Source organism: Halomonas sp. ANAO-440 (assembly GCF_019915905.1).
Taxonomy (GTDB): Bacteria; Pseudomonadota; Gammaproteobacteria; order Pseudomonadales; family Halomonadaceae; genus Halomonas; species Halomonas chromatireducens.
Window position 1 is genome coordinate 35,376 of record NZ_JAHXBV010000002.1, and the last position, 12,847, is coordinate 48,222.

At 66.2% G+C, this 12,847-nt stretch carries 11 protein-coding genes; 6 read left to right on the forward strand and 5 right to left on the reverse strand.

Annotation, left to right across the window (positions count from 1 at the left end):
* Positions 1 to 20: 20 nt before the first annotated feature.
* From KZO25_RS01140 to phoU, 6 genes are all read left to right on the forward strand, one after another.
* Positions 21 to 407, forward strand: coding sequence for a response regulator transcription factor (locus tag KZO25_RS01140; RefSeq protein WP_223135571.1), 387 nt, complete (start codon positions 21 to 23; stop codon positions 405 to 407).
* A gap of 61 nt (positions 408 to 468) precedes the next feature.
* The gene (locus KZO25_RS01145; protein WP_316935345.1) at positions 469 to 1,449 is read left to right on the forward strand and encodes a phosphate ABC transporter substrate-binding protein; all 981 of its coding nucleotides are present in this window, start codon (positions 469 to 471) and stop codon (positions 1,447 to 1,449) included.
* Positions 1,450 to 1,492: 43 nt separating this feature from the next.
* Positions 1,493 to 2,626 (forward strand): ABC transporter permease subunit, encoded by a 1,134-nt coding sequence (locus KZO25_RS01150; RefSeq protein ID WP_223135814.1) that lies wholly within the window; start codon positions 1,493 to 1,495, stop codon positions 2,624 to 2,626.
* Positions 2,623 to 4,206: a phosphate ABC transporter permease PstA gene (gene pstA / locus KZO25_RS01155; protein ID WP_223135572.1), complete on the forward strand. Its 1,584-nt coding sequence runs from the start codon at positions 2,623 to 2,625 to the stop codon at positions 4,204 to 4,206. The genes KZO25_RS01150 and pstA (KZO25_RS01155) overlap by 4 nt, the downstream gene beginning before the upstream one ends.
* Before the next feature lie 19 nt (positions 4,207 to 4,225).
* Positions 4,226 to 5,083: a phosphate ABC transporter ATP-binding protein PstB gene (gene pstB / locus KZO25_RS01160; RefSeq protein WP_223135573.1), complete on the forward strand. Its 858-nt coding sequence runs from the start codon at positions 4,226 to 4,228 to the stop codon at positions 5,081 to 5,083.
* A 19-nt stretch (positions 5,084 to 5,102) separates the two neighbouring features.
* Positions 5,103 to 5,831 (forward strand): phosphate signaling complex protein PhoU, encoded by a 729-nt coding sequence (phoU, locus tag KZO25_RS01165; RefSeq protein WP_066451271.1) that lies wholly within the window; start codon positions 5,103 to 5,105, stop codon positions 5,829 to 5,831.
* On the opposite strand, the gene phoR is transcribed toward phoU, so the two are convergent.
* The 5 genes from phoR to KZO25_RS01190 form a co-directional block, all read right to left on the reverse strand.
* Positions 5,815 to 7,122, reverse strand: coding sequence for a phosphate regulon sensor histidine kinase PhoR (phoR, locus tag KZO25_RS01170; protein WP_223135574.1), 1,308 nt, complete (start codon positions 7,120 to 7,122; stop codon positions 5,815 to 5,817). The genes phoU and phoR overlap by 17 nt on opposite strands.
* Before the next feature lies 1 nt (position 7,123).
* Positions 7,124 to 7,813 carry a phosphate regulon transcriptional regulator PhoB gene (gene phoB, locus KZO25_RS01175; protein ID WP_223135575.1) on the reverse strand — a complete coding sequence of 230 codons (690 nt, stop codon included), beginning with the start codon at positions 7,811 to 7,813 and terminating at the stop codon, positions 7,124 to 7,126.
* Between the two features lie 118 nt (positions 7,814 to 7,931).
* Positions 7,932 to 8,726 carry a phosphate ABC transporter ATP-binding protein PstB gene (gene pstB, locus KZO25_RS01180; RefSeq protein ID WP_410505368.1) on the reverse strand — a complete coding sequence of 265 codons (795 nt, stop codon included), beginning with the start codon at positions 8,724 to 8,726 and terminating at the stop codon, positions 7,932 to 7,934.
* A gap of 81 nt (positions 8,727 to 8,807) precedes the next feature.
* Positions 8,808 to 10,484, reverse strand: a complete 1,677-nt coding sequence (pstA, locus tag KZO25_RS01185; protein ID WP_223135577.1) for a phosphate ABC transporter permease PstA — start codon at positions 10,482 to 10,484, stop codon at positions 8,808 to 8,810.
* A gap of 15 nt (positions 10,485 to 10,499) precedes the next feature.
* Positions 10,500 to 12,803 (reverse strand): ABC transporter permease subunit, encoded by a 2,304-nt coding sequence (locus KZO25_RS01190; RefSeq protein ID WP_223135578.1) that lies wholly within the window; start codon positions 12,801 to 12,803, stop codon positions 10,500 to 10,502.
* Positions 12,804 to 12,847 lie beyond the last annotated feature (44 nt).

Here is a 12,847-nt window from a genome sequence, read left to right on the forward strand (position 1 = left end):
ATATCGGGAGCATGGATGCCATGATAAAAGTCCTTGTCGTCGAGGATCACGCCTTCATGCGTGACATGTTGCGAGAGTTCATCGAACAGGAGGAGGACCTGGAGGTCTGCGAGACCGTCGAGTCGGGGGAGGTTGCGTTGGAAAGCCTCAAGGAGATGACACCTGACCTGGTGCTGGTCGACCTCTCCCTGGGTGGAATCAATGGGTTGGATCTGATCAAATCGATCAAGGTGAAATACCCGGCGATGAAGTGCGCGATCCTCTCCGGTCACGGGGAGCGTCGCTATGTCGATCAGGCCTTCGAGGCCGGCGCCGAGGGGTATATCCTCAAGGGTGACCCGGACGAGCTGCCGGGTTCCATTCGGCAGATGATGCAGGGTCGGCGCTATGTCAGTAAAACCTTGTAAATGAAGGGGGCATCTTGTTCGAGAGTCGGGTGCATAGCCGGTTGATGCTGGATAGGGAGGAGTGAGGCCAGCATCTGGGCGGTGGCTTCTGCGCTGGCGGCACGGCCTGCTGGCTCTGCTGGTCGGCCTTGCCTGGTTACCGGTTCAGGCTCTGTCACTGGAGCAGGCTCCGCTGCGTGGCGATATGCCCATGGGAACGCTGGGTACGGTGGGCTCCGATACCCTGGCCGGGCTTATGCTGCGCTGGGGCGAACAGCTCACCCACCATTATCCCGGCGTGCGCCTGCAACTGCAGGTCAGCGGTTCCGCCAGTGCCCCGCCCGCATTGACCGCCGGCACCACCCGGCTGGGCCCCATGTCGCGTCCCATGACCGACGAGGAGCGCGAGGCGTTCATGGCGCGTCATGGCTATCCGCCACTGGAGGTCGAGGTGGCCCGCGATGCCCTGGCGGTGGTGGTGCATCGCCATCATCCACTCGATGTCCTCCCGCTGGAGACGCTCGATGCGATCTTCTCGCGTACCCGTCGCTGTGGCGCCGAGCATGCCATTGATCGCTGGGAACAGCTGGGCCTCGACTTCCCCACCCGACGCATCGAGCTGCATGGCCGCAACCTGGCATCGGGCAGCCATGGCCTGTTCCGCCAGCGTGCGCTGTGCGACGGCCAGTACCGCCGTAGGCTGAACGAGCACCCCGGCTCGGCGGCCGTAGTGGCGGCGGTCACCGAGAGCCTCGACGCCATCGGCTATGCCGGCCTCAACCACCTGACCCCCGGGGTCAAGGCACTGGGCCTGGTGGATGCCGAGGGAGCGCTGCATACCCCGGACACCGAGAGCGTGCAACGCGGTGACTATCCGCTGGGGCGCTCGCTCTATCTCTACCTCAACCTCCCCCCGGGTGACGTGTTGCCAGCGCCGGAGCGGGCCTTTCTCGACCTGGTGCTTTCCCCGCAGGGGCAGGAGACGGTAGCGTCCCTGGGCTTCGTTGCCTTGCCTGAAGCAACACTGTCGCGCCAGCGGCATGAGCTCGGCCTGGCGCCGTGAGCTTGTCATCCAATTGTCATCAAGCCGTTATATTCTCCTGCTCATGACCAAGGCCTTTCCCGCTTCTCCTGCACACCGGTCTCCGCGGCGCCATCTGCTCGATCGCCTGGCGACGGGGCTGATCGCGGCGGGGGGTATCGGTGTGATCCTGGCGGTGCTGGCCATCGGCGCCTTCCTGGCAATCGAGGTGGTGCCGTCACTATTCAGCGGCGCACTTGGCCAGGAGCAGATCACCCTGTCGCTGTCGCCGCTGGCCTGGGGGACCTTGAAGGCGGCCTTCTGGGCGCTGGTATTCGCCGTCCCCATGGCGCTGGGGGCGGCCATTCATTCCTCCGTGTATATGTCTCCACGGCTGCGCAGCCGGATCAAGCCCACACTGGAGCTGATGGAAGCCCTGCCCGGGGTGGTCATCGGCTTCGTGGCGGGCCTGGTGCTGGCCCCCTGGGTGGAGCGCCACCTGGCCGGGGCCTTCGCCCTGCTGCTGGTGATGCCGCTGGGCATCCTGATAGCGGGTGGTGCCTGGCGATGGCTGAGCCCTGCACTGCGCCAGCGACTGCCGCTAGCCTGGGCCGGGCTATGGCTGGCGCCCTGGCTGGCCATGCTGGGGCTGGCTGCGCTGGAACTGGCCCCCTGGCTGGAGGCACGGCTCTTCGCCGGTGACCTTCGCGGCTGGCTGGATGCCGAGCTGGGCATCGACTATGCCAGTCGTAATGCCCTGATCGTTGGCCTGGCCATGGGCTTTGCGGTGATGCCCAGTGTCTACGCCCTGGCGGAAGACGCCCTGTCGGGGGTGCCGAGCAGCCTGGGCGAGGGCGCCCAGGCCATGGGGGCAACCCGGTGGCAGACCCTGTGGAAGGTGGTGCTGCCGGCGGCGGCGCCTGGCGTTTTCGCCGCCGTGATGATCGGCGCGGGCCGAGCCGTGGGCGAGACAATGATCGTCCTGATGGCCAGCGGTAATACCGCGCTGATGAGCCTCAGTCCGCTGGAGGGGATGCGCTCCATGGCGGCGGGCATCGCCATCGAATTGCCCGAGGCGGTACCGGGCAGCGATAGCTACCGGCTGCTGATCCTGGCGGCACTGCTGCTGTTCCTGTTCACCTTCCTGGTCAATACCATGGCCGAGGTGGTGCGCAGCCGGCTGCGGCGCCGCTATCGTCGGCTGGGAGACCTGTCATGAGTCCGGCCTCGGTGACGGCGCGCGCCCGGCTGCCACGGGGCGAGGGGGCCTGGGCCTGGCTGGCCGCCGGCAGCGTGGCCCTGTCGCTGCTGCTGCTCGGAGGACTGCTGACGCTGATCGCGGTGCGCGGCCTCGCATACTTCTGGCCGGCATCCGTGTCGCTGGTGGAACTCGACGATGGCCAGGTGTTCGCGGGCCGTGCGGTGCGCGAACTTCCGCTGCCGGTAGCGGATGGCGCAAGCGGGGGCCAGGAGCGGCTCTACTTTACCGGCAATCGCGATCTCGACGGCCATGTCTGGCAGTGGGTGGAAGTCGACCGCATCGTCGAAAGCGACCGCCCCCGTGAGCTTGTGGTCATGGAACGTCTGCGCCATGGTGACTTCATCGGTCGCCTGGTCGAGGTGCGACCCGCGGGGCAGACAGGGGCTCGGACAGCCGAAGGCGGCGAAGCGGCCTGGGCCGCGCTCCAGGCGCGCCTGGCCGCGGTAGATGCGCTGCGTGGCGAGCGCGATGACCTCCAGCACGGCGTGATCCAGCCGCTGATGCGCCGGCTCGAGAAGGACCCCGGCGATAGGGCGACGCAGCGCAGGCTGGCCGAGACCAACGAGCGGGTTCGTGAGCTTCAGGAGAGCATGCGGAGGGATGTGGTCGTGCTGGAGAGCGTCGATGGCCGGCGACTGCTCCTGACCCTGGACGAGGTGCTCAGGGCCTGGCGGCCCAATGCCATGCCGCTGCCGGAAAAGATCGGCGCCTGGTCGCGGGGCGTGTGGCGCTTTCTTTCCGAGGGGCCGCGGGCGGCGAATACCGCCGGCGGCGTATGGCCGGCAATCTTCGGTACCGTGCTGATGGTGATGCTGATGTCACTGCTGGTCACGCCTTTCGGCGTGCTGGCGGCGGTCTACCTCAACGAGGTGGCCCACCAGGGGCGCCTGACGAACTGGGTACGCATCGCGGTACGCAACCTGGCCGGCGTGCCCTCCATCGTCTATGGCGTGTTTGGTCTCGGGGTCTTCGTCTACGGGATTGGCGGCTCTCTCGATGAGTGGTTCTTCAGCGACGAGCTGCCGTCGCCCACCTTCGGCACCGGGGGGCTGCTGTGGGCCTCGCTGACCCTGGCGCTGCTGACACTGCCGGTGGTGATCGTGGCCACCGAAGAGGGGCTGGTCCGGATTCCCGAGCATCAGCGGGAGGGGGCGCTGGCGCTGGGCGCCACGCGTCTTGAGATGCTGACCCGGGTGGTGCTGCCCATGGCCGTACCCGCCATGCTGACCGGCGTGATCCTGGCCGTCGCCCGTGCCGCCGGCGAAGTGGCGCCGCTGATGCTGGTGGGTGTCGCCAAGCTGGCGCCACAGGTGCCGGTGGACGGCGAATTCCCCTTCCTGCATCTTGATCGCAAGTTCATGCACCTGGGCTATCACGTCTACGATACCGCGTTCCACGGCGACGATATCCAGGCGGCCATGCCGGTGGTCTATGCCACCGCGCTGCTGCTGGTGCTGGTGGTGGTGGTGCTTAACCTGACTGCAATATTTCTGCGCCATTATTTCAGGGCGCGTCACGGTGCGCTGTCGCGCCACTGACGGAGGATAGAGCCAAGCGATGTCCGAACTGCCGCTCTCACAGCCAAGCCAGCGATCGGATGCCAGTCGTCTGGAATCGGGTCGCTCCAACACAGCGGGGCCGATCATCGACTTTGCCCCCGATGTCAGCTGTCTCGATGTCGAGGGGTTGAGCCTGGCCTACGGTGGCAAGCCGGCGCTTCGCGACCTGACCCTGCGGGTGCCGCGGCACCGGGTCACGGCCTTCATCGGACCCTCCGGCTGCGGCAAGTCGACCCTGCTGCGGGCCCTGAACCGGCTCCACGACCTCAACGAGGCGGTGAGTCGGCAGGGCAGCATCCGCCTGGAGGGACAGGAGATCCATGCACCCGAGGTGGCGGTGGACGAGCTGCGGCGCCGGGTGGGGATGGTATTCCAGGCTCCCAACCCGTTTCCCATGTCGATCTACGAGAACGTGGCTTTCGGACTCCGCCTGCAGGGGGGCCTGACGCGGCGGCGGATGAACGACATCGTCGAGTGGGCGTTGGAGGCGGCGGCGCTCTGGGATGAGGTGAAGGATCGCCTGCGTGCCTCGGCCTGGTCGCTCTCCATCGGCCAGCAGCAGCGCCTGGTGATTGCCAGGACCCTGGCCGTTCGCCCCGAGGTTCTGCTGCTCGACGAACCGGCCTCGGCGCTGGACCCGATCTCGACGCTGAAGATCGAGGAGCTGATTCGCAGCCTGAAGTCGCAGCTGACCCTGGTGCTGGTCACCCACAACATGCAGCAGGCGGCGCGGGTTTCGGACTACACCGCCTTCCTCCACGACGGTGAACTGGTGGAGTACGCCCCCACGGCCAGCCTGTTCACCAACCCGCGCCTGGCGCGCACCGAAAACTACATCACCGGCCGCATGGCCTGACGGTCACCAGGAGAGTCACATGGACATCACCAGCGACACCCATAGCCAGCATATCTCCCGGCAGTTCAATCAGGAGCTGGAGGAGCTCAAGACCCACCTGATGACCATGGGGGGGCTGGTCGAGAACCAGGTCCTGGAGGCGGTCAGGGCCCTGCTCGAGGGCGACAGCCGGCTGGCCGAGAAGGTCCGCGACAGAGATCGCCAGGTCAACGACATGCAGCTCAAGATCGACGACGAGTGTACCCGGGTGCTGGCGCGCCGGCAGCCGGCGGCGTCGGACCTGCGCCTGGTACTGGCGGTGATCCGTGCCACGGCGGACCTGGAGCGTATCGGCGACGAAGCGAGCAAGATCGCCCGCAACGCCCTGAGCCTGATCGAGAGCGGCACCACCGTGCGCGGACTGGTGGAAGTGCGCCACATCAGCGAGCACGTGCGCAAGATGCTGCGCGATGCGCTGACGGCCTTCGCCCGTTTCGATACCGAGCTGGCGCTGCAGGTGGTGCGGGAGGACGAGGCGGTGGACGACGAATACGGCAGCGCCATGCGCTCGCTGATGACCTTCATGATGGAGGACAACCGCGCCATCGGTCCGGTGCTAAGCGTGATGTGGATACTGCGTGCCCTGGAGCGGGTCGGTGATCATGCCGACAACCTGGCGGAGTACGTCATCTACCTGGTCAAGGGGCTGGATATTCGCCACATGGACCCGGACCAGATCGATGAGGATGCGCTCAAGCGTCGTGGTTGAGGCGCCGTGAGACCAGCCGCCCTTCGGGAAAGACGCAGCGGAACAGCGCCCCCTGGCCGGGGCGCGTATCGATCTCCAGGGTCGCGTCGTGGCGCAGCAGCACATGCTTGACGATGGCCAGCCCCAGGCCGGTGCCGCCGGTGGCAGTGCTTCTGCCCTTGTCGACCCGGTAGAAGCGCTCGGTGAGCCGGGGCACATGCTCCGGGTCGATGCCGTCGCCGTTGTCTTCTACCTCGATACAGGCACCTGGGCCGCACGCCTTCCAGCGCAGGACGATCTGGCTGCCTGCCGGGGTGTAGCGCACGGCGTTGTAGGCCAGGTTCGATACCGCACTGCGAATCTCCTGTTCGCTGCCGAGCAGCGGCCGCTGCTCGTCGATTTCCACCGAGATCTGCTGCTGGCCGTTGGCGAGCGCTGCGGCATCGTGGCGGACGCTCTCGAGCAGCTCGCTCATGTCCAGCGGCGCGTGGTCGTCACCGCTCTGCTCGAGCTCCAGACGTGACAGCAGCAGCAGGTCGTTGACCAGGCTCTGCATGCGCGTGGTCTGCCCCTGCATCTGGGCGAGGCTGCGGGCAAGGCGGGGTGGCAGCTGGTCGGCGTTGTCGGCGTAGGTCTCGAGATAGCCGGCCAGCACGGTCAGCGGGGTCCTCAGTTCGTGAGAGACGTTGGCGACGAAGTCGCGCCGCATCTGCTCCAGGCGATGCAGGCGCGTGATGTCCCGCGCCATCAACAGGCGCTCGTCGTCACCGTAGAGGGTGATCTGGATCTGCAGGACCATCCGCTCGTCGATGGGCGAGGGCAGCGTCAGGGGGTCACGGTAGTCGCGGGCATTGAAGTAGGCGACGAAGCGCGGATCGCGCACCAGGTTGGTGATGTGCTGGCCGCGATCCTGGTGGGTGCGCAGGCCCAGCATGCGGTCGGCGGCGCCGTTCCACCACTCCAGGTCGCCATGCTGGTCGAGCATCACCACGCTGTCGCGCATGGCTTCGGAGGACTCCTGGATGCGCTTGAGCGTGGTACGTAGCCGCTCCTGGGTATGGCGCTGGCCTTTCTGATAGCGGTAGAGCCGATCGAACAGCTCCCCCCACAGGCCATTGGCGGCGGGTGGCTCGGCCTGGGGGTTGCGGGTGAGCCAGCGGTGAAGGGCGCGAAGCCGGCGCAGGTGGCGGTAGAGGTAGACGCCCATGCCGGCGGCAAGGCCGAGCCCGAAGGCCGAGAAGAACCAGCCGATCAGGCCGCCGGCCCCGGCCAACAGCCCTAGCCGCCAGATTTCATGGCTCCATAGGCGCATGTCAGACCTTGATGGAAAAACGGTAGCCGGTGCCACGCACGGTCTGGATCAGATGCTGGTGGTCATCGCCCAGGGCCTTGCGCAGGCGACGGATATGCACGTCCACGGTGCGCTCCTCGACATAGACATTGCCGCCCCACACCTGGTCCAGCAGCTGGCCGCGGGTATAGGCTCGCTCCTGGTGGGTCATGAAGAACTGCAGCAGGCGGTACTCGGTGGGTCCTATTTCCAGCGACTTGCCGTTGGCGCTGACCCGGTGGCTGACCGGGTCGAGCTCGAGCCCCTCGACCTCGACAAGGTCTTCCACCCCCTTCGGGGTGGAGCGGCGCAGCACGGCCTTGAGCCGGGCCACCAGTTCCCGCGGCGAGAAGGGCTTGGTGATGTAGTCGTCGGCGCCGGCCTCGAGCCCCAGGATCTTGTTGTCCTCCTCGCCCTTGGCGGTGAGCAGGATGATCGGCAGCTCGCTGGTGGTGGTCTCGCGCTTGAGGCGACGGGCCAGTTCGATCCCGCTGGTGCCGGGCATCATCCAGTCGAGCAGCAGCAGGTCGGGCTGGTGGTCGACGACCATGGCGTGGGCGGTCTGGGCGTTGTCGGCCTCGAGCACCCGGTAGTCGGCCATTTCCAGGGCCACGGCAATCATTTCGCGGATCGGCGCTTCATCATCGACGATCAGAACGGTCTTGGCTGTCATTCGGGGCCTCTAGCTCAGTAGCGGGTCGATGACGATAACAGCACGATATCATGTCATTTCGATGACAGCGCTATCGCACCCGGCGACCCGGTGGAAGTGACGACGGTGGGTGCCGGCATCATCCATAGCGTCCGGTGATGTAATCCTCGGTCTGCTTCTTCTCGGGCTCGGTGAAGATGGTGTTGGTCTCGCCGAACTCAACCAGATCGCCGAGGTACATGAAGGCGGTGTAGTCGGAGACCCTGGCCGCCTGCTGCATGTTGTGGGTGACGATGAGGATGGTGTACTGCTCCTTGAGCTCGTGGATCAGTTCCTCGATCTTCAGCGTCGAGATCGGGTCCAGCGCCGAGGCCGGTTCGTCGAGCAGGATCACCTCCGGCTCAATGGCGATGGCCCGGGCGATCACCAGGCGCTGCTGCTGGCCGCCGGAGAGGCCGAAAGCGTTGTCGCCGAGGCGATCCTTGACCTCGTCCCACAGCGCCGCGCCGCGCAGCGAGCGCTCTACCACCTCGTCGAGCACCGACTTGCTGTTGACGCCCTGCAGGCGCAGGCCGTAGGCGACGTTCTCGAAGATCGACTTGGGGAAGGGGTTGGGCTTCTGGAACACCATGCCCACCTTGCGGCGCAGCTCGGCGACATCCACGCCGCGGGCGTAGATGTCCTCGCCGTCGAGCAGGATATCGCCCTCGACGCGGCAAATATCGACCAGATCGTTCATGCGGTTGAAGCAGCGCAGCAGGGTCGACTTGCCACAGCCGGAGGGGCCGATAAAGGCGGTCACCTTGTTGGCCGGGATATCCAGGTCGATGCCCTTGAGCGCCTGGTCCTTGCCGTAGAACAGGTTGAGGTCGCGCACCTTGAAAGTGGTCTTGCCCATGCCGCGCATGGCGTCACGATGGCTGGCGGTGGTCATGGCTGACGTCATGGTAGTCATCTCTCGCCTCTTAAGTATCGTGGCGACGGCCCAGGCCGCCGCCATGCAGTCGGGTTGGCGTCAATCGGACGCGGCGCGGTAGCGTTCGCGCAGCCGGTTACGGATGCTGATGGCGGTCATGTTGAGCACGATGATCAGGATCACCAGCACCAGCGCCGTGGCGTAGACCAGCGGCCGCGCGGCCTCGACGTTGGGGCTCTGGAAGCCGACGTCGTAGATATGGAAGCCGAGGTGCATGATCTGGCGGTCCAGGTGCACGAAGGGGAAGCTGCCATCCACCGGCAGCGTCGGCGCCAGCTTGACCACCCCCACCAGCATCAGCGGCGCCACCTCCCCCGCCGCTCGGGCAATCGCCAGGATCATGCCGGTCATCATCGCCGGCGTGGCCAGCGGCACCACCACCTTCCACAGCGTCTCGGACTTGGTCGCCCCCAGCGCCAGGCTGCCCTGGCGCACCGAGGAGGGAATCCGCGCCAGGCCCTCCTCGGTGGAGACGATGACCACCGGCAGGGTCAGCAGCGCCAGGGTCAGCGAAGCCCAGATCAGCGCCGGCGAACCGAAGGTCGGCGACGGTAAGCGGTCGGCGTAGAACAGTTCATCGATGGAGCCGCCCAGGGTGTAGACGAAGAAGCCCAGGCCGAACACCCCATAGACGATCGACGGCACCCCGGCGAGGTTGTAGACCGAGATCCGGATCAGCTTGAGCAGCGGCCCCTGCTTGGCGTACTCGCGCAGGTAGATGGCCGCCAGTACGCCGAAGGGGCTGACGATCAGCGACATCAGCAGCACCATGGTCACGGTGCCGAAGATCGCCGGGAAGATGCCGCCGGCGGTATTCGCCTCGCGGGGCTCACCGCTGACGAAGGCCCAGAACTGCTGCACATAGGCCGCCGCCTTGGCACCCAACGACATGCTGTTGGGCTGCACCGCGCGAACGATCTCGCCGACGCTGACCTCGACCTCTTCACCGCCGGCCACGCTGGCCACCAGCACGTCGCGGCGGCTGGCCTGGCGCAGCACCTCGAGCTCTTCACGCAGGACCTCGAACTCCGCCTGCAGCGAGGCGCCCTCGCTCTCGATCCGGTCCAGCGCGTCGGCGAGCGTGTCCGGATCGATATCTGGATCGCGCTGCAGGCCGCGCTGCTGGAGGCGCAACTCCTCCATGCGCTCGCTGATGACGCCAACGTCGCGGCGCTCGATACGGCGTATCTCGCGGAACAGCTCATTGCCGCGGTCAATCCGCGCCTGCAGTTCGTCCCACAGCCCCTCGCCTTCGGCGACCACCTCGCCATCTTCGAGGAGGCGCAGCGGGTAGCCGAAGAAGTCACCCCATTCGCGTCGCTCCAGCACCATGGCATCGGGGGGCGTCTGCCATTCGCTCATCTGCAGTTCGGGATACCAGGCAAAGTCGCGCCCTGTGACGTCGCGATTGCCCTGCTTGATCAGGTGACGCGTCACCAGGTCGCCCTCGCCCAGTTCCGGCGGCACGGCGATGCCGGCATCCCGCGCCACCTGAACCGGAATGGTCTGGGAGCGCACGTGCTCCCCCATGACCATCTGGCCAAGGCCCAGCTCCGGATCACCGACCTGGAACTCGACGATCTCGGCCGGCCAGAAGTGGCTGAGACCGCGCACGGCGATCAGACCGATCAAGCCAAGCACCATGATCACGGAGATCGCGACAGCGCCGGCATTCAGCCAGATCCAGGGGGCGCCGCTCTTGTACCATTGCTTCATCATCGACTCCTGGAATTAGAGGCTGCTGTAGCGCTTGCGCAGGCGCTGGCGAATGATCTCGGCCAGGGTGTTGACCACGAAGGTCATGGCCAGCAGGACCAGGGCGGCGAGGAACAGCACCCGGAAGTGGCTCGAGCCCACCGCGGTTTCGGTCAGTTCGACGGCGATATTCGCCGACAGGGTGCGCATGCCCTCGAAGATATTGAAGTTCATGATCGGGCTGTTGCCGGTGGCCATCAGCACGATCATGGTCTCGCCCACGGCGCGGCCGAAGCCCATCATCACCGCCGAAAACATCCCGGGGCTGGCGGTGGGAAGCACCACGCCCAGCACCGTCTGCCAGCGGGTGGCGCCCAGCGCCAGCGAGCCTTGGGTCAGGTGGCGCGGCACGTTGAACACCGCATCCTCGGCGATCGAGAAGATCGTCGGGATCACCGCAAAGCCCATGGCGATGCCTACCACCAGGGCGTTGCGCTGGTCGTAGACGATGCCGATGTCGGTCAACCACTGGCGCATGTTGCCGTCGAACAGCCAGATCTCCAGGTGCGGGCTCATGGCCACGCAGAACCAGCCCACCAGCAGGATCACCGGCACCAGCAGCGCCGCTTCCCAGCCCTCCGGCGCGAGCCGGCGAATACCCTCCGGCAGTCGGCTCCAGGCGTAGGCGAAGGCCAGCATCGCCAGCGGCATCAGCAGCAGCACGCTGAACACCGCGGGCAGGCTGCCCTCGATGAAGGGCGCCAGCCACAGGCCGGCGAGGAACCCGAGGATCACCGTCGGCAGTGCCTCCATGATCTCGATGGTCGGCTTGACCTTGCCGCGCAGCTTGGGGGTCATGAAGTAGGCGGTATAGACCGCTCCCATCAGCGCCAGCGGGGTGGCGAACAGCATGGCGTAGAAGGCCGCCTTGAGGGTGCCGACGGTGAGCGGCATCAGGCTCATCTTGGGCTCGAAGGCATCGGTGGAGGCGGTGGACTGCCAGATATAGCGCGGCTCGCTGCGTCCTTCGTACCAGACCTTGCCCCACAGCGACGACAGCGAGATGTCCGGGTGGCGATTTGCCACCTCGGCGCGCTGCAGCTGGCGTTGGTCATCGACGATCAGCGCCATGGTATTCACCGGCGAGACCGCGATCCGGCTCAGCGGCCCCTCGGTCATGCGGGCCTGAAAGACATCCTGCCCAGCGGTGGTGTGGTGGATACCAAGGTAGCCCTGGTCGTCGCCGACCAGGAACCCGTGGCGGTTGTACTCCGGCTCGATATGGGTAATGGCGCCCTGGTAGCGGGCGAAGTCGCGGATGTGCTCGAGGCTGTGCTGCCCGCCGCTCTGGCGCACCGGAAAATATTGACGCACCTGGCCGTCGCTGGTCCCGGCAATGATCGACACCGTGCCGTTGAGATAGGCCATCCTGGTGACCTGGCCCTGGTCGGTGACCTGTACGGCACCCAGGTAGTCGACATTGTCCAGGTTACCGATGTCGTAGTGGTGGATCCGGCCACCGTCATCGCCCACGTAGAGATGGCGGAAGCGACCGTCGATGAGGATCTGGCGCGGCTCGCCGTCGAAGGCCGGCAGCGTGACCGTGTCCTGCTCGATGCTGACCTCGCCGGTCATCAGGTTCTCGCGCCGCTGAAACGAGGCCAGCAGCAGCTCGCCGTCTTCGGTGGCAGCGGCAATATAGGTGCCGCGATCGCTGACCTGCACGCCGAGCACCTCGATGGCGCGCCCGGCCTCATCGAGGGTGATGGGTTCATCGCCCAGCGGCAGGGCCAGGTCGGGCTCGATATGACGCAGGTTATCGGGATAGGAGAGCTCGTACTCCAGTACCCCGAGCGACACCTGACCGTTATCGAAACCGTAGGCCACCGCATTGGCATTGGCGACGGCGGTAGCCACCGCCGTGGTCGTCGCCTGCTCCGGGATTGGCAGCTCGAACTGGGTGCGGATGGCACCGTCCTCGGTCTCGAAGAAGGTGACGTTACCAAGCTGGGAGAAGCTGGTACCCAGCTGGTTATAGCGCTCCAGGCTCAGGTGCACCAGTTCGTCGTCGGCGTCGACACCCGGCACGCTGTAGCTGGCCTGGGGGTCGACCGTGGCGGAACGGAACAGCGGCGCCACTTCGGAGAATAGATAGACGAAGATCATCGCCAGGGCGGCGACCACGCCGATCCCAGCAATGCCGATGCCGTAGCGTGACAAGTGATCCTTGAAGGCGCGCCGCTTGCGCAGCCGCTCGCGCTGCTCGGGTGAGGGCAGCAGCGAGCGCTGCCCGCCAGGGGCGATTTGACGACGTTGTGGTGACTGGGAAATGTCATTCATGATGGATTGGCAGTCCCGGGGAGTGCGAAAGGTAGGGCAAGCGT

What these genes read in the sequence shown, in the direction of transcription:
- KZO25_RS01140 (WP_223135571.1), top strand. Translation starts at nt 21, where the DNA reads ATGATAAAAGTCCTTGTCGTCGAGGATCACGCCTTCATGCGTGACATG.
- KZO25_RS01150 (WP_223135814.1), top strand. Translation starts at nt 1,493, where the DNA reads ATGACCAAGGCCTTTCCCGCTTCTCCTGCACACCGGTCTCCGCGGCGC.
- pstA (WP_223135572.1), top strand. Translation starts at nt 2,623, where the DNA reads ATGAGTCCGGCCTCGGTGACGGCGCGCGCCCGGCTGCCACGGGGCGAG.
- pstB (WP_223135573.1), top strand. Translation starts at nt 4,226, where the DNA reads ATGTCCGAACTGCCGCTCTCACAGCCAAGCCAGCGATCGGATGCCAGT.
- phoU (WP_066451271.1), top strand. Translation starts at nt 5,103, where the DNA reads ATGGACATCACCAGCGACACCCATAGCCAGCATATCTCCCGGCAGTTC.
- phoR (WP_223135574.1), bottom strand. Translation starts at nt 7,122, where the DNA reads ATGCGCCTATGGAGCCATGAAATCTGGCGGCTAGGGCTGTTGGCCGGG.
- phoB (WP_223135575.1), bottom strand. Translation starts at nt 7,813, where the DNA reads ATGACAGCCAAGACCGTTCTGATCGTCGATGATGAAGCGCCGATCCGC.
- pstB (WP_410505368.1), bottom strand. Translation starts at nt 8,726, where the DNA reads ATGACCACCGCCAGCCATCGTGACGCCATGCGCGGCATGGGCAAGACC.
- pstA (WP_223135577.1), bottom strand. Translation starts at nt 10,484, where the DNA reads ATGAAGCAATGGTACAAGAGCGGCGCCCCCTGGATCTGGCTGAATGCC.
- KZO25_RS01190 (WP_223135578.1), bottom strand. Translation starts at nt 12,803, where the DNA reads ATGAATGACATTTCCCAGTCACCACAACGTCGTCAAATCGCCCCTGGC.